Genomic DNA, 21,755 nt, shown 5'->3' with positions numbered 1-21,755 from the left:
TGTCGACCTGTGCATCGTTTCTTGCAAGCAGCGAGGCGTTCAATTTGACCGGGGGCATACTCCCCATCGACGGTGAAACCAACATCGTCCGAGGAAGGATAGATCAATGGCTCGGAATTCATTCGCGAATGAAAAGGCATCGAACCTTGCAAATGGCGAAAACGTAACGGCCGTGAACAGCAAATTGTTCGACGCGATTTCCAACGTGCTTGATCAATCTGGTGTTCAGTATGAAATTCTGTCTCGTGCCGCTACCATTCAGGCTCAGCAAATAACTGAGCACCATTCGGATCGGGTTCTGAACCTGACAAGCGATCTGCGAGATCTTGCGGTGCAATTCACGCAGACGAAATCCGTTGGCTCTGCCTGGGCGGACTACGTAAAGGATGCTGGTCAGCGCGTGGCCTTGACGATGGACGCCTTGCGTGAGCGTGGTGATGTTTTCCTTGAACATGAAGCGGCCGGATGCCCGCCGGTGCTTGCTTATGACTACGAAGTGATCGTTGATGGGGCGGAGCTCGACCGGCCCTGCAACTATCACCTATTGCGCATCGTCCCCCCGCAAGGGATCGAGGTAGACGATCACAAACGCCCCTACATCATCATCGACCCGCGTGCTGGGCACGGTGGAGGTATTGGTGGTTTCAAGTCCGACAGCCAGGTCGGCGTGGCGCTGGCCAAGGGCCATCCGGTCTATTTTGTGAGCTTCGGCCGTGATCCGGTTGAAGGTCAGACATTGGCGGACGTTATGCATGCCGAGGCTGGATTTGTTCGCACAGTCGGCGCGCGTCATCCCAAAAGCCCGCAACCTGTTGTGACGGGAAACTGCCAGGGCGGTTGGGCGACATTGCTGATGGCGGCCTGCAACCCAGATCTGAACGGACCTTTGGTGCTCAACGGAGCGCCGGTTGCACCTTGGTCGGGTGAGGTTGGTGAAAACCCCATGCGCTACAACGGTGGTATGCTTGGTGGCACCTGGCAGCCGATGTTCTGGTCAGATTTGGGGAATGGCAAGTTCGACGGCGCCAATCTGGTGATGAATTTCGAGCAGCTAAACCCCAGCCGAAACTACTTTGGCAAATATTTCGATCTGTATCGCGATCCCGAAGCCGGCAGGCAACGCTTCATTGATTTTGAGCGCTGGTGGGGTGGGTTTTTCATTCTGAACGAGGCCGAAATTCGATGGATTGTCGAACAGCTGTTCGTTGGAAACCGGCTGGTCAAGAATACCGCGCAACTGGAACCCGGAGTTCCCGTTGATCTCAAGGCGATCAAAGCGCCGATATTTGTCTTTGCAAGCCATGGCGACAATATCACGCCGCCGCAACAGGCGTTGAACTGGATTGCCGAAACCTATGCGGACGAAGAAGAGATACGGGTACGCGGCCAGCGCATCATCTACATGCTTCATGATGAGGTGGGACATCTGGGCATCTTTGTTTCCTCCAAGGTCGCGCGCAAAGAGCACGCAGGCTTGGCCTCTACACTTGAGACGGTCGAGGCAATGGCGCCTGGTCTCTATGAGATGGTCATTGACAACATCGAAGGGGACGGGGTCGATAAATCCTTCGAAGTTCGTTTCGTCGAACGAACGCTGTCGGACGTCGCGGCATTGGATGACGGTCGACAGGATGAGAACAGTTTTGCCGCAGTGGCGCAAATGTCTGAAGTGCAAGCAGGGGCCTATGAAACCTTCGGTCGCCCAGCAGTGCAAGCCCTGTCGTCACCGGTGATGGCCCAGGCTTTGCTAAATGCACATCCATTGCGAGCACAACGCGCTGCGATGTCTTCGAGCACAGTTTTGGGGAAAGGAATCGAAACTCTGGCGAAGAATGCCAGAGCGGAGCGCGCTCCCGCCGATGCTGAAAATCCGTTTCTGAAATGGGAAAAACTCACCGGTGAATGGATTGAGCAGTCGATGGATCTTGGCCGAGATTTGCGCGACGCCTGGTATGAGACGTCCTTTTTCGCCATTTGGGGTGGGCCGTTTGCGTCTTGGTTCGGGCAAAGGAATGCAACGCGCCGAACGCTGCCGGATCCGGCGACTTTGCGCGATCTGCCCGAGGTCAGTGCGGTGCTTGCTCATATGCGGCAAGGAGGTCTACCCGAGGCGGTCATTCGTATACTGGTTCTATTGGCCGACAGTCACAAAGGCTTTCGTGCCGAGATTTTACACCGGTGGGCGCATATCTTTCACCACGAAGCGCCGTTCAAGCCCCTTTCGGTTACCGACCGTCAGCGGATTCTGTATGAGCAATCCCTGGTCGCCACTTTTGATCCGAAGGGCGCGGTCGACACGTTGCCTTATCTATTGCCCGACAAAGCGCGGCGCACTGAAGCCGTCGAGCTTGTCAAGCACATCATAGGTGAAGTCCGAACGCCGTCTAAAGAACTAGAAGAAATGGCCAATCTGCTTGTACGGGTTTTGGACCACAGTGGGGATGCTGGAACTGAGGCAAAGCCAGCGTCAGAGTCATCACCAGCAAGACCCAGAAGGCGAAAAGTAACCCGAAACCCAGTCTGAATTGAAACGATTTCATTGCTTTAGGCCGGAAACGTCTATTAACTTGGCGGCAACCAGATTTATCAGATCAATATAAATCCCTCCGGCGCTGATGCTTTGGTGGGCAGCACGAAGGTGGAAAGAATTTAAACTCTTAAACATGCGACTTAGGGTAGGCGATGTCTCAGAGTCTTTTGAAGTATACACGTGTTTTGGAAATTGTCGGCGACACGATCAAGGTTCGTGTGCCGGTTGAAGATGGTGGCGCACCGGCTGTTCGGTTCAATGATCTGGCGGTGATCGAAACGGTCGATGAGCATAAAACGCTGGCCCAGGCGATCTTTATCGACCGGGATGTGGTGACGCTGCAGGTGTTCTCGGGCACCAAGGGCATCTCGACCGAGGCGACGGCGACCTTCCTGGGTCACCCGATGCAGACGCCGTATTCAGCCAATATTCTGGGCCGCGTTTTTGACGGAGCGGGAGAGCCGATTGACGGCGGCCCTGACCTGTCGGCCGAGCCGCGGATAGATATTGGCGGACCGACAGTGAACCCGGCCGAACGGGCCGTGCCCAACAAGATGATCCGCACCGACGTGCCAATGATCGACGTGTTCAATACGCTGGTCGAAAGCCAGAAGATCCCTATCTTTTCGGTCTCGGGCGAGCCGTTCAACGCCTTCCTCAGCCGCATCGGGATACAGGCGGACGCGGATATCGTGGTCTTCGGCGGGTTGGGTCTAATCTTCGATGACTATCACACGTTTCGGACTTCGTTTGAGGATGCAGGGGTGTTCTCGCGCACCGTGATGTTCGTCAATCAGGCCATGGACCCTCTGGTGGAACGCCTTCTGGTGCCAGACATGGTGCTGGCCGTGGCCGAGAAATTCGCGGTGGAAGAGGGTAAGCGCGTTCTTGTGCTTCTGACCGACATGACCGCCTATGCAGATGCGATGAAAGAGGTGGGCATAAGTCAGGAGCGCGTCCCCTCGCAGCGTGGATATATGGGTGATCTCTATTCGCAGCTCGCGCGGCGCTATGAGAAAGCTTGTGATTATGCCAAAGGGGGCTCGGTGACTGTTCTGACCGTCACGACAATGCCCGGCAACGATGTGACCCACCCTGTGCCGGACAACACGGGCTACATAACCGAGGGGCAGTTCTACCTGCATTCGGGTGTGATTGACCCATTCGGCAGCCTCTCGCGTCTGAAGCAGAACGTCATAGGCAAGACCACGCGTGAGGATCACGGGCAGATCATGAACACGATGATCCGATTCTATTCGGAAAGCCGGGATGCCGCGCAGAAACAGGCGATGGCCTTTGATCTGTCGGACTACGATCACCAACTTCTGAAATTCGGCGCGCTGTTCCGCAAGCGGTTCATGGACATTAACGTCTCAATCCCGTTGGAGGACGCGCTGGATCTGGGCTGGAAAACACTGGCCGAGTGTTTTGAGCCTGAGCAATTGCTGATGAAGCAAGCTCTGATCGACAAGTATTTCCCAAAGGATGGTGATGGCGCGGTTGCAGCTGAATAAGTCGTCGCTCGCCCGCGAGCAGACACAGCTGAAAAGCTATGAGCGGTTCCTGCCGTCGCTGGACCTGAAACGCCAGCAGTTGATGGCCGAACGCGCCAAGGCACGAGAAGATGTAAAGCGTCTGGAAGACGAAGTGAGCGATCTGGCGCAACAGGTCGGCGCGAAGCTCCCCATGCTGGCGCAGAAGGGTATTGATCTGGACGGGTTGGTCGAGCTGAAAGACTACAAGGTCAAGGAGGTGAATGTCGTGGGCGTCAAGATGCCCGCCCTTGACCGGATTGAGGTTTCGGTGCGGCCGTACTCAAGGCTGGCCAAGCCCCATTGGGTCGACGCCGCCGCGCAGTTGCTGCACGATATGATTGAGGCGCGTCTGCGGGTCAAAGTGGCGGAAGAGCGGGTGAAGATTTTCGACAAGGCCGTCGCCACGATCACGCAGCGGGTCAATCTGTTCGAAAAGGTTCTGATCCCGCGCGCCAAGGCCAATATCAAGAAGATCCGCATCTATCTGAGTGATGAGCAGATGCAGGCCGTCGTGCGCTCGAAGATCTCCAAGCGCAAACATGCGCAGGAGGCCGTGTCATGAGTGTTGCACGGCTCAAAAAACTCTCATTGGTGGGACGGTCGGCGCAGAAGGTCGAAACGCTTGAGGCGCTGCAGGTGCTGGGTTGTATGCATGTTCTGCCTTTGGCCGCTCCGCCGGCTGAGCCGGAAAAGGTCAATGAACGGGGCGCGCATGAAGCATACAAGGCGCTGCGTTTCCTGACCGATGTCCCCGAGCCTCGCAGGCAAATACAACGCGATCCTGAGTTCCAGATGGATCAGTTCGTCAAAGACGTGCTGGAACTGATGCAGCGTACGCGTGACATGTCAGACCGAAGGGATTTTCTAGCCCATCGGATTGCTCAGGTGCAGCCTTGGGGGGATTTGGATTTCCCGCCCGACGATGTTCTTGCGGGCAACCGGTTGTGGTTTTACCAACTGCCCCTAAAGCACCGGGGTGCGTTGGAAGGTCTGGCGCTGCCTTGGGCCATTCTCGAACAGGATCACCGCTTCATCTATGCCGTCCTGATTGCGCCAGACGAACCGGCCGACGATATCCTGCCGGTCCCGCGCACGCATACCGGGTCTTTGCCGATCCACGAGTTGGAAGCACAGCTGGAAGAGGCAGAGATCGCGATCGAAGCGCTTGAGGCGGAAAGGGTTGCGCAGACCCGATATCTAACGCTGATGCGGCGCAACCTGTCCGTAGCTGAAAGTGCGGCAGAGCTAGCCCACGCCACCCAGAAGGTCCGCGACGAAGAGGCGATGTTCGCCCTGCAGGGCTGGGTGCCAGAAGATCGGATCGATGCGGTTCTGGAGATGGCGGGGGCGAAAGATGCCGCCGTTCTGATCGAAGACCCGGGCGCCGATGACACCCCGCCCACATTGCTGGAGCAGCCGGAACAGCGCAGCGCTGCTGTGGACTTGGCGCTGTTTTACCAAGTGCCGGGCTACAAGGATTGGGACCCGAGCGTGATCGTCGCAGCTTCGTTCGCGTTCTTCTTTGCGATGATCGTGGCAGATGCAGGATATGGGGCCGTCATTCTGCTGGGCCTGTTGCTGTTCTGGAGGCGTTTGGGCGGGACGGTTAGCCAACAATCCTGGAGGCGCTACGGCGTCATCGTTTCGGGGGCGACAGTCATTTATGGCGTGTTGGTCGGCAGCTATTTTGGGGTCGCACCGCCCGATGGGTCCCTTCTGGCAAAGGCCAAACTGCTGGACCTGAATAACTTCGCTGCGATGATGATGATCTCGATTGTTGTCGGTGTCTTACATCTTGTGCTGGCCAACGCTTTAGCCGCGCGTGCGGCATGGGGGCAGCGAAAAGCGGTTGCCAATCTAGGTTGGATCGCGGCGCTGATCGGCGGGTTTGTTTTGTGGCTCAGTTACATGAAAGGCCAATCAGCGGCGCCGGGCGCGATGATTTTGTGCGCGGGTCTTTTGGCGATCCTGTTGTTTACCAGCGAGAGGCAGATCAAAAAACCAATCGACTGGCTCTGGCGTCTTATTGACGGTGTGCAGGGTCTTGCCGGGGCCATGGGCGCATTCGGAGATGTCCTCAGCTATATGCGTCTCTTTGCGCTCGGATTGGCATCGGCTTCACTTGCGATCACTTTCAACGATCTGGCCGTCTCGGTTATCCACGCGCTGAAAGGGCCGGGCATTTTGTTCGGTCTGCTGATCCTGATCATCGGCCATATCCTGAACTTCGCCCTCGCCATGATGAGCGGCGTCGTCCACGGTTTACGTCTCAATTACATCGAGTTCTTTAAATGGGGCCTGCCGGACGAAGGCATCGTCTTTCGTCCGTTCGCCCGCAAGGAGGTTCAGGAATGAATGAGCTTGTTCTGACATTGGGTTGGCTGGGCATCTACGCCCCAATGGCGCTGGGCGCGGCGGCCAGTGCGATTGGCTGTTCGATTGCGGGCATGGCCAGTATTGGTGCCATGACCGAGACAGAGGGCGGCTATGGTCGGTTCGTCGGCGTCTCGGCCTTTCCGTCAACGATGGTGATCTATGGGATCGTCATAATGTTCACGCTCAACCGCGATGTAACGCCGGAAAACGCGGGCGGATTGTTCGGGATCGGCATCCTGTCCGGCATCGCGCTGATGTATTGCGGCATCTGGCAGGGTCGGGCCTGCGCCGCCGCGATTAATGCGACCAAAGAGAAGCCCGAGATTTTCGGCCTGTCCTTGGCTCCGGCGGCAATTATCGAAGGCTTTGGCGTCTTCGCCTTCGTCTTCGCCCTCGTGATCAGTGCGGGGATCAGTTGATGGCACAGGATGGCATGATCTCGCACGGCGTTGACGCACTGATCGACAAACTGCGCAATGATGGGGTGGCCGCCGGGCAGGCGGATGCCGAGAAGCTGAGGGCGGATGCCAAGGCCGAGGCGGCCAAGATTCTGGCGGACGCCAAGCGTGAGGCGGATGCCTACCAGAAAAAGGCCCGCAGCGACTCCGACAGCTATCGCGCGGCAGGCGAAGAGGCGCTAAACACCGCCATGCGGGACGCGGTTCTGACCATGAAGGCGGGCCTGACGGATCGGTTTCGAGAGGACGTGGCGCGCCTCGTCACCAAGGAAATGGCAGACCCGGACCTGCTGAAACAGATGATCCTGGAGGTTGTCGGGCGCGCGGCTGAGGGCGCCAATCTCGAGGGCAAGGTTCAGGTCATCCTGCCCGCAAAGGTCGCCACGCAAGAAGACATCAAGCAAAACGCTGATGACATCCAGTCCGGTAAGCTGACGAAATACGTACTTGGCCTGACCGCCGAAATGCTGCGCGAACAGGTTGAATTGCATGCTGCAGACGACGCGCAGGGCGGTATCCGAGTTCGGGCCGAAGATCAGGGCGTGGTTCTGGACCTGACCGACAAAGCCGTGGCTTCGCTGCTGATGCAGCATCTGCAACCTCGTTTCCGCGCCGTGCTGGAAGGGGTGATCCGGTAACATGTCGGACCCCGACGCCTATATCGCTTTGATCAGCAGCCTGCCGGGCTCGGAACGGTTGTTTGTCGCCAAGCAGCCACCCTTGTCGCGCCTCCGCCTTGAGCGGCGCTTGACGGCGCTGACATCCGAGGACGCGCGCGTTTTGAAGGCGTTGGAGCATGCTCTGAATTGGAGCGGCTATGACATGGACGTGACGGATGCTCAGGCCATTAAGCGATGCAAAGAAGCACTGGAGGATACGCCGCAACCAACTTTGCGGAAGATCCTTGTGGAACGCATGGATCTGCGCACCGTCGTTGCCGCACTTCGCCTGCGTAAGCAAGGCGGTGGCGCCCCGTCAGGGGTATTCGGAATGGGCCGTTGGAGCCGGCACATCCCCGAGAATTGGGGGGATCCTCATTTCCGTCTTGAAGGTGCGATGCCGTGGATCAAGGACGCGAAACAGCTGTTGGATGCCGAAGACCCTTTGGGACTGGAGCGCTTGCTCTTGTCGGTCAGTCACAAGCAACTGAAACGGCACGCATCTCGTCACTATTTCGATTTCGAAGCCGTGGCGATCTACGTGCTGAAATGGAACATTTTCGACCGCTGGGCGCAAAGCAACGCGCAGGACGCGGCCAAGAGATTTGAGCATCTGGCGCAACAGGCCATGGCCGATGTCGCCGATATTGATTTTGAGGGAGCATACGCATGACCGCCCCAACCCCCGCCACGCAGACCGCCACCGCCCGCGTCGTTTCGGTGCAGGAGGGGCTTGTGCAGATCCAAGCCAACGCCGACGCCTCGGGCCAGCCCGGACAGCTGGTCAAAAACGAGGTGGTCTTCATCCTGCCCACGCGCCCCGGCCCAGGCGGCAGGCAAGAGCGTCTGAAGGCCGAAGTGCTGCGCGTACGCGGTGATACAGCGGATGTTCAGGTCTATGAGAGCACCGACGGTGTAGCCGTCGGCGATCCGGTAGAACAATCGGGCCAGTTGCTGTCGGTCGAACTCGGGCCGGGCTTGCTGGGGCAGGTGTTTGATGGCCTGCAATCGCCGCTGCCCAAGGTGGCCAGCGAGTTTGGAACATTCCTGCCGCGCGGGGCAGATGTTGCCCCTCTGGATGATCAGGCAAAATGGTCGTTCACGCCGTCGGTCAAGGTCGGGGATACGGTCACTGCAGGCGACAGCATCGGTACTGTTCCCGAGGGTCATTTCAGCCACAAGATCATGCTACCTTTCAATTGGACAGGCGACTACAAGGTCGTTTGGGTCCAGAAGGGCGCGGCCACGATCCACGACATCGTTGCCCGGCTGGAGGATGAGCAGGGCGGTGAACACACACTCACCCTGTCGCAGAAATGGCCAGTACGGCGCCCCTTGCCAGAGAGCATCCTTAAACGCGCCCTGTCCGAACGCCTCTATCCGACCGAGCCGGTTCTGACCTCGCAGCGCCTGATTGATACCTTCTTTCCCATCGCTCGCGGCGGAACGGCCTGCATTCCCGGCCCGTTCGGAGCTGGCAAGACGGTGCTGCAAAACCTAATCGCGCGGAACGCCAAGGTAGATATCGTCATTGTCGTGGCCTGTGGCGAACGCGCCGGTGAGGTGGTCGAGACGATCCACGAATTCCCCAAGATGACCGACCCGACCACTGGCGGCAGCTTGATGGATCGTACGATCATCATCTGTAACACCTCCTCAATGCCAGTCGCCGCGCGCGAGGCCTCAATCTTTACCGGCATTACGCTGGGTGAGTACTATCGACAAATGGGCTATGACGTTCTGCTGATCGCCGACAGCACCAGTCGTTGGGCGCAGGCGATGCGCGAAACCTCTGGCAAGCTTGAGGAAATTCCAGGCGAAGAGGGCTTTCCGGCCTATTTGGAAAGTTCGATCAAGGGTTTGTACGAACGCGCGGGCGCGTTGAAAACCAATGATGACGATCTGGGCAGCCTGACCCTGATCGGGACGGTGTCACCGGCTGGGGGAAACTTTGATGAGCCGGTCACCCAGTCCACTTTGTCTACGGTGAAATGCTTCCTCGGCCTGTCCTCGGAGCGGGCCTATAAGCGATTCTATCCGGCCGTTGATCCGATGCTCAGCTGGTCGCGCTACACGGATCAGCTTTCGGACTGGTACGACAAAAACGCGGAACCCGGATGGACAGGTAAGGTCCGGGACCTGCTGGCGCTAATCGAAAAAGGTGAGCAGGTCGACCAGATGATGCAGGTCACCGGCGAAGAGGGTGTCACCATCGAGGACTTTGTCACCCAACAAAAGGCGCTGTTTGTGGACATGGTCTACCTGCAGCAGGATGCTTTTGACCAGGTGGACGCAACCGTGCCGCTGGAGCGGCAAAAGATTACCTTCAAACTGGTCTACGATGTCACTCAGTCGAGTGCCGATTTCGCCGACAAAGCCGAGGTGCGGCAGGTGTTCACGCAACTCACCGGATTGATGAAAAACTTTCACTACGCAGCCGAGAACACGCCGGAATTCAAATCAATCTGGCAACAGATCACCGATCTCTGTCATGAAAAATTCGGGGTCTGAGGAGTTGCTTGCCATTGAGCACATAACTCGGACTTGTGAGGACAATGCATGTGAGGTTTCTGGTCGGGCGAGTCATCGTTTCTAGAGCTGTTGCAAACTTTTGACAACCCAAAGTGTCTAGGTTAACCGGAGCATGACTTTCGATGTCATCGCGCTGAGAACCAATCCAAGATTCCGTCAAAAGTAATCGATATCCGAAGGATGCTATGCGCGATGGCCACATCGCAAGCGCGTTATTTTTTCTTTGAAATCGACCAATTTACAGGCAGATGAATCGATAAACCTCGGGATGGTGCGCAGCTGGAATTGGACTCGTTTGACAGATCTACCGCTCTGGCGAACAATTGGCATTTGACGAAGCCGAGCCAAGCACAACGACCATGAGCCAGAATTTCTCCCGGCGACTGACGGATCTTCTGATCCGTATCTACCCGGACCATGACCATGCAGAATTATCCGAGCAGATTGTGCAAGCGTTCTGGCCGTCCGGCCACCACCAAAGAAAGCAGGGGCGAAAACCCGGCAATGGTCTCTGGTCGGAGCGGGACAGTGTTCTGATCACTTACGGCAATTCCATCGAAGATCAGGTCCACAAACCTCTGGACTTGTTGCACGATTTTCTTGTGCGTCATCTGCAAGGGGTCGTGAACGGCGTGCATATCCTGCCATTCTTTCCCTTCACATCCGATGATGGGTTTGCGGTTTCGGATTATTACAGCGTCAGCGCGCAATTGGGGGATTGGCCAGACATCACGCGCATCGCGGATGATTTCCACCTGATGTCGGATCTTGTGCTCAACCACGTGTCCAGTCAGGGGCTATGGTTCAACAACTACCTGCAGGGAAAGCCGCCGCATGACAGGTTCTTCTTCGAGGCTAGGCCTGAAGAGGATCTGCAGCCGGTGGTACGGCCCAGAACCACCCCGCTTTTGCGTCAGGTTGAAACGAGCCGTGGCGACCGTCACGTCTGGTGTACTTTTAGCCACGATCAAATCGACCTAGACTTCCGCAATCCTGAGGTTCTGATCGAAATGCTTCGGATCATCCGACTGCATATCGACAAGGGCGTGCGCATCCTGCGGCTGGATGCCGTGGCCTTCATCTGGAAAGAAGTGGGCACGACCTCGATCCACCTTCCTCAGACGCATGCCATCGTGCAACTGCTTCGGCTTCTTTGCGATTTCACGACAGAGACTGTCGTCCTGCTGACCGAAACCAATGTTCCGCGTACAGAAAATTTAAGCTATTTCGGCAATCGGAACGAGGCACATGCGGTTTACAACTTTCCCCTTCCTCCCTTGATCCTGCACGCCATGCAGTCTGGCACTGCCCGGTACTTGCGTGACTGGCAGGCGGCCATGCCCCCGGCGCAATTGGGGTGTGCCTATCTGAACTTCACCGCCAGCCATGATGGTATCGGGATGCGGCCCGCAGAAGGGCTGCTGCCACCCGAAGAAAAGACGCGGATGATCGACACCGTGCGAAACCTGGGCGGGCTGGTTTCCATGCGCGCCTTACCGGATGGTCGCGAAGAACCTTATGAATTGAACTGCGCCTTCTTCGAGGCCATGTACGCGACCTTTGACGGCGAAGACCAATTTCACTTGGCGCGTTTCATCTGTTCGCAGACTATCGTGATGTCGCTTGAGGGTATTCCCGCGTTTTACATCCATTCACTGTTGGCTACCCCCAACGACCATGAGGCGGTTGAACGTCGCGGGATGAACAGGGCGATCAACCGGCATCGCTGGCACTATCCGGACCTGCTGTCAAAGCTCGCTGATCCTGGATCGGATCAATCCCGAGTGTTGTCGGAAATGTCTCGCCGGTTGCGCATTCGTGCGCAGCAGTCGGCGTTCCACCCGAATGCGACGCAGTTTACCCTACGGCTTGACGAAAGGGTTTTTGGAATTTGGAGGCAGAGTCTGGATCGAAGCCAATCCATTTTCGCCCTTCACAACGTGTCTGCGGATCACGTTCAGATTAATCCGACAGAAGTGAACCTGATTGCCGAAGAAACATGGATGGACGCCCTGACCGGCGAGGTCTTTGGTGCTAATATGTCCGAATTCTCACTGGCGCCTTACCAGTGTCGCTGGATCACGAACGCCCCTGCGGTGTGAACTCATCCAGATCCAGCGCGACCGCTTCGCTCAGGTGGTGCAGGAACTCGGCATCTGCGGCATGGACCCGGTTCCATGTCGGGATAAACGGCGTCTCATGGGGGTTCTCCAAAAAGACCCGCCCGGCGCGGATGATGTTTTCGGCAAAGAGCTCGATCGACTTTTCCTCAGTGTGGCGATCAAGCGCCAAGCCGTTCATCTTTGCGTCGGTATAGTACCCCTCAAGCAAATCCAGCGCCGAGCGATAATAGGTCGCCTTGAGGGTCCGGAATGTGTTTGTGGTGAATACGGTACCATCTGCGGCCAGTTTACGGAAAATGGCCTTACAGATGTCGGTCGACATTCGGCTTAGCCCGGTGTTGGCATCCTCGGGCGACAGCTTCTGATGCTTATGATCGTAATTGTCGGCAATCTCGACCTGACAGACGGATTTGGGAGCGAGGTTCCTCCAGGCCTCAGATAGAACGCCGATTTCCAGCCCCCAGTCGGACGGGATACGTAGATCGGGCAGGGTCGGGGTGCGAATGGCAAACTCGCCTGACAGCGGATACCGGAAGCTGCGCAGGTAATCGATGTAGTCTCGATCTCCGATTACCTTCTTCAGCGCGATTAGCAGAGGGCTGACAAGCAGCCGCGTAACACGGCCGTTCAGGTTGCCATCGCCGATGCGCGGATAATAGCCTTTGGCCATCTGGAACGGGAAGGTTGGGTTGACCACGGGGTAAACCAGCCGATCGAGCATATCCCGTTTGTAGGTCACGATATCACAGTCATGGATCGCCATGACCGAGCTGTCGGCGCAGGCCAGCAGGTAGCCGATACAGGACCAGACGTTTTTGCCCTTGCCGGGTTCCTGTGGTGCAAGGCCAAGGTCGCGCAGCCGGTCTTCCAGTTGCAACATCCGGGGGCTGCTGTTCCAGATCACAACATGCTTCTGGGGCAAACGGTCGAAAAACGCTCTGGCGCGTTGGTATTGTTCTGCGTCGGCCTGATCTAGCCCGATGATAATGCGATGCAGGTAGCTGACCTTTGACAGTTCGTCGATAATCCCAGTAAGGGCCGGACCTTCCAGTTCAGAGTAGAGACAAGGCAGGATCAGTGTCACCTTGCGCGTTTCGGCAAAGACCGAGATTTCGTGCACCAGATGCTCGGCCGGGCGGCTTCGCAGGTTGTGAAGCGTGGTGATGTTTCCGTTCTGATGGAAGTCTGCCATTTGGGCTGCCTGTCTTGGTTAACTGTCTTCGTGATCGGGTGCAGTGAGGGTCAGAATGGCCTCGGCCCAGCCTTCGGGGCCTTCACGTGTGGTTCTGAATATCCGCCGCTCGGCTTCGGGTGCCTGGACCGGAATGGATGCACCATGCCGGTTTGCGACAACGACACCGGTGTCGGCGGCAAGGATCATTTCCAGATCGTTTGGTGCATCCCCAAGAGCGATGGTTCTTTCCGGTTTCAGCTGGCGGATCACGTCGGACATGGCATCCGCTTTGGTCTTTCCGAACGACAAAGTGAGAAATCGACCGCCTTGCCTGGCCTTAAGACCGTACCGCCCGGCTTCGGAGATAAACCTGTCAAGATCCTCTGGCGCTCCATCCCACATTCCCGGTTCGCTGAAATGCCGATCCTGGGCTTTCTCTGCCTCGACGAGATCAAGGCCGGTCCTGTCGCTCACCTCCTGCACGCTCATATCTGCGAAGCCGCGAAAGCCGGGTGGGAGGTGTTGCAGGATATTCAGAATGTTCAGATATTCAGATGGCCCGCCGGTTTCTGGGTGGCCCGGTGCCAGAATGCCAGCACCATTTTCAACGATCGAAGGCATGTTCGAAAAGCCGATGGCTTGGCGAAAGCCAATAATCTCAGCAGCGGTTTTACTGCTGGCTAGCACGAGCCCCGCGCCAAAGTCCCGAAGCCGTTTTAGTGCGGGTTGCGCCGCGTCCCAGCTATAGTCGTGATGGTTCAGCAGAGTACCATCGAGATCGGAGAAAACCAGAAGTGGCAGGCGTCGGGACATGGCTTCTGACTAGCATCCGAGATCGCGCGGCTACATCTCAAATCAGAAGAACATGCGGATTTAATGTTTAAAAAATCAGCAGACAAGTATGGTAGCTGAAAAAATAGGCAAACTAGGCCGGCAATACCTAACTTAGCCCACTCCCGTGTGCACTGGACGCGCGGGAAATGAAAACGGATAAAGCTAGGAAAGGGTATCCGGGCATTGAACTTTTTGTCTGTTCCGGGTCACCTGCACGACAGCGGGAGCGAAGGAAACCGACCATGCCCAGCAACGTAGAACCGAGCATCCGCCAGCTCAAAGCGCTTGAGGCGGTTGCCCGCACCGGCAGTTTCACAGCTGCAGCAGAAGAGTTGGGCGTCTCTCAACCCACGGTTTCAAACCTGATCGTCGCCTTGGAGCGGCAAACCGAGTGTCGCTTTTTGCGGCGGGGCAACAAGGGTATTGAAACCACCGAAATGTTCGAAACACTGCGCCCGCAAATCAAGGCTTTGCTGGCGTTGAAGTCCGAGGTCGATCTAGCGATTGGCGCGCGGAAAGACCTGAAGTCGGGCAGCTTTTGGGTGGGCTATTCGACCTATCAGATCGCCATGCCTCCAATTGCCCGATTTATCCAGACCCATCCGCGTGTCACCCTGAATGCGCGTGCCATGGCAAGCCTCGACCTGTTGCCCTTGCTGCGCACCGGTGATCTGGATGTCGCCTTTGTCACCGCGCTCGAACCGCTGGAGACGATGCATTGCCAAAGGGTGGCATCGTTCCGGATCGGCATTGTCGCCCAAAGCGAAGGTGCATTGCGAGACGTCGAGACCCTCAGTTGGGCGGATGTCGGGAAACTGAGACTGATACAGCGGGAGCCAAATGCCGGTACGCGTCAGATCTTCGAACGCGCAGCCTCAGAAGCTGGTATCGTGCCGGATACCATTCTGGGCCTCGGCTCCTGGGGGTCGATCACCTCTCTGGTCAGGGCTGGCGTGGGCGAGGGGGTAGGCTTCGAATCGGAATTGGTGGCTTCCGACAAGGATCTGAAATTCATCCCGATTAACGATCAAAAACTAAGCGCTCATCAGTTTTTGGTTTCGATGCCTGCGATGGCTGCGTCGGCCACTGTCCGACAATTCTATGAAATTACACAAGAAACTTTGGCGAGCGTTAACGAACAGGCGCGCCATAGTTTAAAGCTATAAACGCTCACTCATTATTAAACTGTTACAATAGCCCCTTAACCGGGTCGTCGAACAAACCTGGAGGTTGTCATGACGATCCGTCATATTCTGATGTCCACTGCCGCGACGATGATTGCGGTTCCCGCGCTGGCAAATTGCCCTGGCGCCACCGTCGCTGATCCAATGGGGCTGGAGCCCGCTTTCCCGCAGCAGTTGGAACTGGCCGAGCTGCAATCGGCTGCATCCTGCACCCTGGAATTCTCGGAAAACCCAGCGATTGCCGACCTGAACGGCAAAATCCTTGGCAACGCCGACCTAGCCGCTGTTGCAGACCGTTTGCCGACCGAGCCTCTGGTCGTGATGCCCTATGACAGCATCGGCCAGTATGGCGGCGCGATCACCGGCATCTCGAAAGCGACCGAGTCGGGCACGTCGGACCTTCTATCTGTGCGCCATGTGAACTTTGTGCGCTATGCGGATGACCTGCAGACGGTTGTTCCCAACGTTGCCAAGGCGTGGGACTGGAACGAAGACAAAACCGTTCTGACGATCACGCTGCGTGAAGGCCACAAATGGTCTGACGGCGAACCCTTCACCGCCGAAGACGTTGCCTTTTGGTACAATGATCTGCTGCTGAACACCGACATTCTGGAAAAAACCCCGGATCGCTGGCTGTTTGCAGGCGAGCCGATCAAGGTTGAGGCGGTTGATGATGTGACCGTCCGCATGACCTTTCCGGTGCCGACGCCGGGCATTCTGAACCGCTTTGCCGTCGACTATGGCCAGCCGTTCCAGCCCAAGCATTTCCTGGGCCAGTTCATGCCCAAATACAACGAAAACGCCGATGCGCTGGCGCAGGAATACGGTTTCGCCAACGGCGCCGAAGCGGTTGATTTCTACTACGGCGGCTCGGATTGGAAAGACGTTCCCTCGCCGCTGCTGAAAGACGCCGACAAAGCCGCTGCGATTGGCCGTGCGGTTGTGCCGACGCTGGAAAGCCACATCGTTGTCGAAGAGACCTCGGAAGGCCGCAAACTGGTGGCGAACCCCTATTTCCACCAGGTCGACACTGCGGGCAACCAGTTGCCCTATATCAACGAAATCGTTGAGAGCTATGTCAGCGACAAGGAAGTTCAGAACCTTAAGGTCATGAACGGAGAGGTTGTCTGGAAACAGCAGGCGATCTTCCTGGAAGACTTTCCGCTGCTGAAAGAGAACGAAGCCAAAGGCGGCTACACGATCCAGTTCGCGCCGACACTGGGTGAAAACGTGTTCTTCTCGTTCAACCGCACCCATAACGACGAGGTGCTGCGTGAAATCTTCAACGATGTACGCTTCAACCGTGCCATGTCGTTGGCGATGAACCGTGATGAAATCAACGAGATCGTCTATCTGGGTCAGGGCACACCAATGCAGGGTGTTCCGGCCGAGCCCAAGACCGTGTCGTTCATCTCGGATGACGTGCTGACCAAGGACATCGCCTATGACGTTGAAGGTGCCAAGGCCCTTCTGGCCGAAATGGGCCTGAGCGACAGCGACGGCGACGGCACGTTGGAGCGCCCGGACGGCAAGCCTCTGGTCATTCGCTTGGTCTATTCCTCGCAGGGTGTGCCGGTGAAAATGATGGAGCTGGTGCGGGACTACTGGACCGCCGTGGGCGTGCGCGTCGACCTGAAAGAGGTTACCTCGGACGAATACCGCGCCTCGGGCAACAACAACGATCTGGACCTGACGACCTGGAAGTATGACGGCAATGCCGGCCCGACCATCTCGCAGGATACCACCGTTTTCGTGCCGCCCTTTGGTGATTTCTTCAACCCGGGCACCGGTGCCAAATGGGCCACATGGAAACAGACCGATGGGGCCGAAGGCGTCGAACCCCCAGCCGATATCCAAAAGCTGTGGGAGCTGAGCGAGCGGTTCATCCAGGCTGAGTTCGGCTCGGATACCAGCAATGAAATCGGTGCGGAAATCGTCAAGATCCACACTGACAACATGCTGAAGATCGGCACCGTCGGTGACATCGTTGCCCCCTTCCTGTGGCGCAACGACCTGCAGAACGTCAAACCCATCAAGTCGAAAACCTACGACTTCTACTGGACCTATCCCTACCGCCCCTCGCAGTGGTGGCTGGAACAGTAACCCCCATGCGGGTTTGACATTTTCCTCCGGGGCGTTTGCAGCAGACGCCCCGGAGTTTGCAGTCCAAGCTGCAATTTCGGGACAGACGCATGCTCAGATTCACCGCCGAACGACTAATAGGGATGGCCATCACGATGCTTCTGGTGTCGATGATGGTATTCCTAATCATGGAAATCCCGCCCGGAGATTACGCCGACCGCTACGCGTTTCGGAAATACTCGGGCACCGGGGTCAACGTAACCGACGCCGACGTGCAAGCCATCCGTCAGGAGCTGGGTTTGGACAAGCCCATGTTGCTTCGGTATTTCGACTGGATCGGCGGTATCGTTCTGCGCTGGGATTTCGGGCAGGCCTTCGCCTTTGAAACCTCGGTCACCAAGGTGATCGGTGACAAGGTCTGGCTGACCGCAGGCATCCTGTTCGCGACGCTGATCCTGACCTATCTGATCTCGATCCCCGTTGGGATTTACGCGGCCGTGCGGCGCGGCTCGGCCATTGACTATGGTCTGACCATTTTCTCGTATCTGGGCCTCGCGCTGCCAAACTTTCTGCTGGCGCTGGTCATGCTGTATTTCGCGAACCGCTGGTTTGGGGCGGATATCGGCGGGTTGTTCTCGGCCCAGTATCAGGACGCCCCGTGGGGCGTGGCCAAGGTCTGGGACATGCTCAAACATCTGTGGCTGCCCGCTGTGGTTCTGGCCTGGTCAGCGGTGGCCTACCAAATCCAGACCATGCGCGCGACCATGTCGGATGAGCTGAACAAACTGTCCGTCACCGCAGCCCGCGCGCGTGGAGTGCCCGAGCGAAAGCTGCTGATCAAATACCCGGCCCGGCTGGCAATCAACCCGGTTGTTTCGACCATCGGGTTTGACGTGAACCGCATCTTTTCCGAGCTGCCCATCGTGGCCGTGGTTCTGGGCCTGACCGAACTGGGTGAGCTGCTGCTGAAAGCGTATCTCGACCTCGACATGAACGTGGCGGGCGCGATCCTGCTCATGCTGACCTTTGCCATCGTGTTCATGAATTTCCTTTCCGATCTGCTGTTGGCGTGGCTGGATCCGCGCATCAAGCTGGGGGCGTGACATGACCGATAGGACAGATCCCGAGATGACCCCGGCCCAGCGACGGGCTGCGGAAAAAGAACGTCAGCAGCTGCTGAAATACTACTCGGCCTCGCAATGGACTCTGATCTGGTGGCGTTTCAAAAAGCACCGCGCCGCGATGTATGCCTCGATCGTGCTGGGGCTGATGGCGCTGGCCGGTTTGTTTGCCGAGATCGTCGCGCCCTATGGCCCGGTCACGCGTGATACCTCCTACATCGAAGGTCCGCCGCAAATCCCGCGCTTTTGCGATGACAACGGATGCTCTGTCGTGCCCTTTATCAACGGCACCAAGACCGAGCGTGATCCGGTGACCCTGCGGGCCGTCTCGGTGCCCGATCCCGACGTGCGCAACTATTTGGGTTTGTTCGTCAAAGGCGAACCTGTCAAGGTTCTGGGCTTTATCCCAACTGACCGCCACATGATCGGCTTGCAGAACCCGGACGCCAAGATCCATTTCTGGGGTACGGATGATCTGGGGCGCGATGTGTTCTCACGCACCATCTATGCCACGCGGACGTCTCTTTCGATTGGTGTGATCGGGGTGCTGATCTCATTCGTGCTGGCGCTGATCATCGGCGGGTTTGCCGGGTATTTCAGCGGCCTCATCGACAACATCATCCAGCGCGTGACCGAGGTGATCCGGGTTGTGCCCATCATCCCGCTTTACATGGGACTGGCGGCCGCCATGCCCAAGGAGTGGTCGACCACACAGGTCTATTTTGCGATGACACTGATCCTTGGCCTTTTTGGCTGGCCGACACTGGCACGGCGCATCCGGTCTCAGCTTCTGTCGATCCGGAACGAAGACTATGTGGTTGCGGCCCGACTGGCCGGCGCGCGCCCCAAGCGCATCATCGGTCAGCACATGCTGCCAAGCTTCACCAGCTTCATCATCGTCGATCTGGTGATCTCGTTCCCCTACATGATCCTGTCGGAGACCGCGCTGTCATTCGTTGGCCTGGGCCTGCGCCCGCCGTCGGTCTCGTGGGGTGTTCTGCTGCAACAGGCGCAATCGGTGCGCGCGATTGAGCAAACCCCATGGCTGTTCATTCCCGCCGTATTCGTCGTGGTGGCCGTTCTCGCCTTCACAGTGATCGGCGACGGGCTACGCGACGCGGCTGACCCTTATGCGGAGGCGAAGTGATGGCAAACATCCTCGACGTCAAAAACCTGAACCTGTCTTTCCGCACCGATGAAGGGCTGATCCAGCCGGTTCGCGATGTCTCATTCTCGCTTGAGAAGGGCAAGACGCTGGGCATCGTGGGCGAAAGTGGCTCGGGCAAATCCGTGTCGACCAAGGCGGTGATGCAGCTGCTGCCCGGCATTGCCAGCATCGATCAGCGGTCCGAGATCAACTACGTCATGAAGGATGGCAAATCCGTCGATCTGGCCAAGGTGCGCCCCCATGACCCGCGGATGGGCGTGATCCGCGGCGGTGAGATCGGGATGATCTTTCAGGAGCCGATGGCCAGCTTTTCGCCGATCTACACCATCGGCAACCAGATCATGGAAGCGATCCAGCTGCATCGCGGGCTGAACAAACGGCAGACGCGCGAGCTGGCGATTGAGATGTTGGACAAGGTGGGTATCACCAACCCCTCTGCCCGCGTGGATCAATTCCCGCATGAGATGTCGGGTGGCATGCGCCAACGGGCCATGATCGCGCTGGCCCTCTCGGCGGGTCCGCAGTTGCTGATCGCGGATGAGCCGACGACCGCGCTGGACGTGACCATTCAGGCGCAGGTTCTGCAACTGATGCGTGATCTGCAGACCGAGCTGGGCATGAGCATGATTTTCATCACCCACGATCTGGGTGTGGTGGCCCAAGTCGCGGACGACATTGCAGTGATGTATAAGGGCGAGATTGTCGAGCGCGGCACCGTGCGCGAGGTAATCAACAACCCGCAACAGGCCTATACTCAGCGCTTGCTGGACGCGGTTCCGCGGTTGGACATGGTCGTCCCGCCTGCACCTTTGAAGAAGGCGCGAAAGCTGATTGACGTCCACAATCTGGGCGTCACGTTCGAGGTGAGAAAGAAGAAATTGTTCCGAACTGAGGTTGAAACGGTCCGAGCGGTCAGTGACATCACTTTCGACATCCTCAAGGGCGAAACCGTGGGCCTTGTCGGCGAAAGCGGATCGGGCAAAACCACCGTTGGGCGCGCGATGCTGCGCGCCATTGATCCCAGTGAAGGCGAAGTGGTTTTTCACCGCAAGAAGAAGGGCGATATCGACCTAGCCCACGCGTCCGAGGCCGAACTGCGCGCGGTGCGCAGCAAGATCAACATGGCGTTCCATGAAGGCCCGGTTCAGTTGCACAATCTTGGTGGCAACTTGCTGCGCAGCTTCCGCCCGGAAATGAGCCTTGTCTTTCAGGACCCGTATTCCTCGCTAAACCCGCGCATGACGGTGCGGGATATCATCGCGGAACCGCTGGTGGCCTCGGGTCTAATGACAGACCGAGACCAGATTGACGAACGGGTGCGCGAAATCGCGGCGCGTTGCAAGATCGACCTGGAGCATCTGCGGCGCTTCCCGCATGCGTTCTCCGGTGGTCAGCGGCAACGTATCTGTATTGCGCGCGCCCTGGTGTCCAAGCCCAAATTTGTTGTCTGCGACGAATGCGTCTCGGCGCTGGACGTGTCGATTCAGGCCGAGATCGTCGCGCTTTTGAAGGACGTGCAGGCCGAACTTGGTGTCAGCTTCCTGTTCATCGCACATGACCTGGCGGTGGTTGCGCAGATCTCGCATCGGGTAGCTGTAATGTATCGGGGGCGGTTCATGGAATATGGCCCGACCGACAAGATCTTTTTCAACCCGCAGCACACTTACACCAAGGCGTTGCTGTCCGCCGTACCGCATCCCGACCCTGACGCCGAATTCAAGCCGATCCGCTTTGAGGGCGACATGATCCATCCCGTTGCCTCGAATGGTCCGAACGGTGTGTCGCTGCGCATCCCGGACCAACCTTTGGACGAGCCAATCCAACTGGTGGAGGTGGACGAGGGGCATTTCGTGGCCTGTCATCTGGATCAGCAAGTGACCACGGAAAGGACTAAGGCGCTGGAACCGGCTTAACCGGTCGAAACACCCTTGCGGGGGTCACCGGAAAACTGTAGCCAAACCATAGCTCAAACCTATGTT

At 57.5% G+C, this 21,755-nt stretch carries 16 protein-coding genes; 14 read left to right on the top strand and 2 right to left on the bottom strand.

The window, feature by feature from the left end:
* Positions 1–106: 106 nt before the first annotated feature.
* The 9 genes from ACR0IP_RS14085 (at position 107) to ACR0IP_RS14045 (ending at position 12,192) form a co-directional block, all read left to right on the top strand.
* A complete protein-coding gene (locus ACR0IP_RS14085; protein ID WP_480526228.1) occupies positions 107–2,524 on the top strand; it encodes a DUF3141 domain-containing protein in 2,418 nt (805 codons plus the stop codon).
* A gap of 158 nt (positions 2,525–2,682) precedes the next feature.
* Positions 2,683–4,044, top strand: a complete 1,362-nt coding sequence (locus ACR0IP_RS14080; protein ID WP_480526226.1) for a V-type ATP synthase subunit B — start codon at positions 2,683–2,685, stop codon at positions 4,042–4,044.
* Positions 4,022–4,627, top strand: a complete 606-nt coding sequence (locus ACR0IP_RS14075; protein ID WP_170380336.1) for a V-type ATP synthase subunit D — start codon at positions 4,022–4,024, stop codon at positions 4,625–4,627. Before ACR0IP_RS14080 ends, ACR0IP_RS14075 begins: the two co-directional genes overlap by 23 nt.
* Complete coding sequence (locus tag ACR0IP_RS14070) at positions 4,624–6,420, top strand: V-type ATP synthase subunit I (RefSeq protein WP_480526224.1); 1,797 nt, start codon at positions 4,624–4,626, stop codon at positions 6,418–6,420. Before ACR0IP_RS14075 ends, ACR0IP_RS14070 begins: the two co-directional genes overlap by 4 nt.
* Positions 6,417–6,860 carry an ATP synthase subunit C gene (locus tag ACR0IP_RS14065; protein ID WP_170324458.1) on the top strand — a complete coding sequence of 148 codons (444 nt, stop codon included), beginning with the start codon at positions 6,417–6,419 and terminating at the stop codon, positions 6,858–6,860. Before ACR0IP_RS14070 ends, ACR0IP_RS14065 begins: the two co-directional genes overlap by 4 nt.
* Entirely contained in the window at positions 6,860–7,537 is a 678-nt protein-coding gene (locus tag ACR0IP_RS14060; protein ID WP_170380338.1) for a hypothetical protein, read from the top strand. Before ACR0IP_RS14065 ends, ACR0IP_RS14060 begins: the two co-directional genes overlap by 1 nt.
* A gap of 1 nt (position 7,538) precedes the next feature.
* Positions 7,539–8,231 carry a hypothetical protein gene (locus ACR0IP_RS14055; protein WP_170702246.1) on the top strand — a complete coding sequence of 231 codons (693 nt, stop codon included), beginning with the start codon at positions 7,539–7,541 and terminating at the stop codon, positions 8,229–8,231.
* The gene (locus tag ACR0IP_RS14050) at positions 8,228–10,069 is read left to right on the top strand and encodes a V-type ATP synthase subunit A (protein ID WP_170556009.1); all 1,842 of its coding nucleotides are present in this window, start codon (positions 8,228–8,230) and stop codon (positions 10,067–10,069) included. The genes ACR0IP_RS14055 and ACR0IP_RS14050 overlap by 4 nt, the downstream gene beginning before the upstream one ends.
* A gap of 380 nt (positions 10,070–10,449) precedes the next feature.
* Positions 10,450–12,192 (top strand): sugar phosphorylase, encoded by a 1,743-nt coding sequence (locus tag ACR0IP_RS14045; protein ID WP_170380341.1) that lies wholly within the window; start codon positions 10,450–10,452, stop codon positions 12,190–12,192.
* Here the strand turns inward: ACR0IP_RS14045 and ACR0IP_RS14040 are convergent.
* Together ACR0IP_RS14040 and ACR0IP_RS14035 are read right to left on the bottom strand one after the other, a co-directional pair.
* Positions 12,170–13,405, bottom strand: coding sequence for a glycosyltransferase family protein (locus ACR0IP_RS14040; RefSeq protein WP_170380342.1), 1,236 nt, complete (start codon positions 13,403–13,405; stop codon positions 12,170–12,172). The genes ACR0IP_RS14045 and ACR0IP_RS14040 overlap by 23 nt on opposite strands.
* Positions 13,406–13,423: 18 nt before the next feature.
* Entirely contained in the window at positions 13,424–14,200 is a 777-nt protein-coding gene (locus ACR0IP_RS14035) for an HAD-IIB family hydrolase (protein ID WP_170380343.1), read from the bottom strand.
* A gap of 263 nt (positions 14,201–14,463) precedes the next feature.
* Here ACR0IP_RS14035 and ACR0IP_RS14030 point away from each other — a divergent pair, with 263 nt between their 5' ends.
* The 5 genes from ACR0IP_RS14030 to ACR0IP_RS14010 all read left to right on the top strand — a co-directional run bounded on the left by ACR0IP_RS14030 (position 14,464) and on the right by ACR0IP_RS14010 (position 21,689).
* A complete protein-coding gene (locus ACR0IP_RS14030; RefSeq protein WP_480526221.1) occupies positions 14,464–15,387 on the top strand; it encodes a LysR substrate-binding domain-containing protein in 924 nt (307 codons plus the stop codon).
* Positions 15,388–15,456: 69 nt separating this feature from the next.
* Complete coding sequence (locus tag ACR0IP_RS14025) at positions 15,457–17,508, top strand: ABC transporter substrate-binding protein (protein ID WP_480526219.1); 2,052 nt, start codon at positions 15,457–15,459, stop codon at positions 17,506–17,508.
* 89 nt (positions 17,509–17,597) lie between these two features.
* A complete protein-coding gene (locus tag ACR0IP_RS14020; RefSeq protein WP_480526218.1) occupies positions 17,598–18,590 on the top strand; it encodes an ABC transporter permease in 993 nt (330 codons plus the stop codon).
* A 1-nt stretch (position 18,591) separates the two neighbouring features.
* Positions 18,592–19,755 (top strand): ABC transporter permease, encoded by a 1,164-nt coding sequence (locus ACR0IP_RS14015; RefSeq protein WP_480526216.1) that lies wholly within the window; start codon positions 18,592–18,594, stop codon positions 19,753–19,755.
* Positions 19,755–21,689 (top strand): ABC transporter ATP-binding protein, encoded by a 1,935-nt coding sequence (locus ACR0IP_RS14010; protein ID WP_480526215.1) that lies wholly within the window; start codon positions 19,755–19,757, stop codon positions 21,687–21,689. Before ACR0IP_RS14015 ends, ACR0IP_RS14010 begins: the two co-directional genes overlap by 1 nt.
* Positions 21,690–21,755 lie beyond the last annotated feature (66 nt).

Source organism: Ruegeria sp. AL11 (assembly GCF_056540865.1).
This window is presented reverse-complemented; position numbering and strand designations above follow the sequence as displayed.

Coding starts and splice junctions, on each gene's coding strand:
- ACR0IP_RS14085 (WP_480526228.1), top strand. CDS start 107: ATGGCTCGGAATTCATTCGCGAATGAAAAGGCATCGAACCTTGCAAAT.
- ACR0IP_RS14080 (WP_480526226.1), top strand. CDS start 2,683: ATGTCTCAGAGTCTTTTGAAGTATACACGTGTTTTGGAAATTGTCGGC.
- ACR0IP_RS14075 (WP_170380336.1), top strand. CDS start 4,022: ATGGCGCGGTTGCAGCTGAATAAGTCGTCGCTCGCCCGCGAGCAGACA.
- ACR0IP_RS14070 (WP_480526224.1), top strand. CDS start 4,624: ATGAGTGTTGCACGGCTCAAAAAACTCTCATTGGTGGGACGGTCGGCG.
- ACR0IP_RS14065 (WP_170324458.1), top strand. CDS start 6,417: ATGAATGAGCTTGTTCTGACATTGGGTTGGCTGGGCATCTACGCCCCA.
- ACR0IP_RS14060 (WP_170380338.1), top strand. CDS start 6,860: ATGGCACAGGATGGCATGATCTCGCACGGCGTTGACGCACTGATCGAC.
- ACR0IP_RS14055 (WP_170702246.1), top strand. CDS start 7,539: ATGTCGGACCCCGACGCCTATATCGCTTTGATCAGCAGCCTGCCGGGC.
- ACR0IP_RS14050 (WP_170556009.1), top strand. CDS start 8,228: ATGACCGCCCCAACCCCCGCCACGCAGACCGCCACCGCCCGCGTCGTT.
- ACR0IP_RS14045 (WP_170380341.1), top strand. CDS start 10,450: ATGAGCCAGAATTTCTCCCGGCGACTGACGGATCTTCTGATCCGTATC.
- ACR0IP_RS14040 (WP_170380342.1), bottom strand. CDS start 13,405: ATGGCAGACTTCCATCAGAACGGAAACATCACCACGCTTCACAACCTG.
- ACR0IP_RS14035 (WP_170380343.1), bottom strand. CDS start 14,200: ATGTCCCGACGCCTGCCACTTCTGGTTTTCTCCGATCTCGATGGTACT.
- ACR0IP_RS14030 (WP_480526221.1), top strand. CDS start 14,464: ATGCCCAGCAACGTAGAACCGAGCATCCGCCAGCTCAAAGCGCTTGAG.
- ACR0IP_RS14025 (WP_480526219.1), top strand. CDS start 15,457: ATGACGATCCGTCATATTCTGATGTCCACTGCCGCGACGATGATTGCG.
- ACR0IP_RS14020 (WP_480526218.1), top strand. CDS start 17,598: ATGCTCAGATTCACCGCCGAACGACTAATAGGGATGGCCATCACGATG.
- ACR0IP_RS14015 (WP_480526216.1), top strand. CDS start 18,592: ATGACCGATAGGACAGATCCCGAGATGACCCCGGCCCAGCGACGGGCT.
- ACR0IP_RS14010 (WP_480526215.1), top strand. CDS start 19,755: ATGGCAAACATCCTCGACGTCAAAAACCTGAACCTGTCTTTCCGCACC.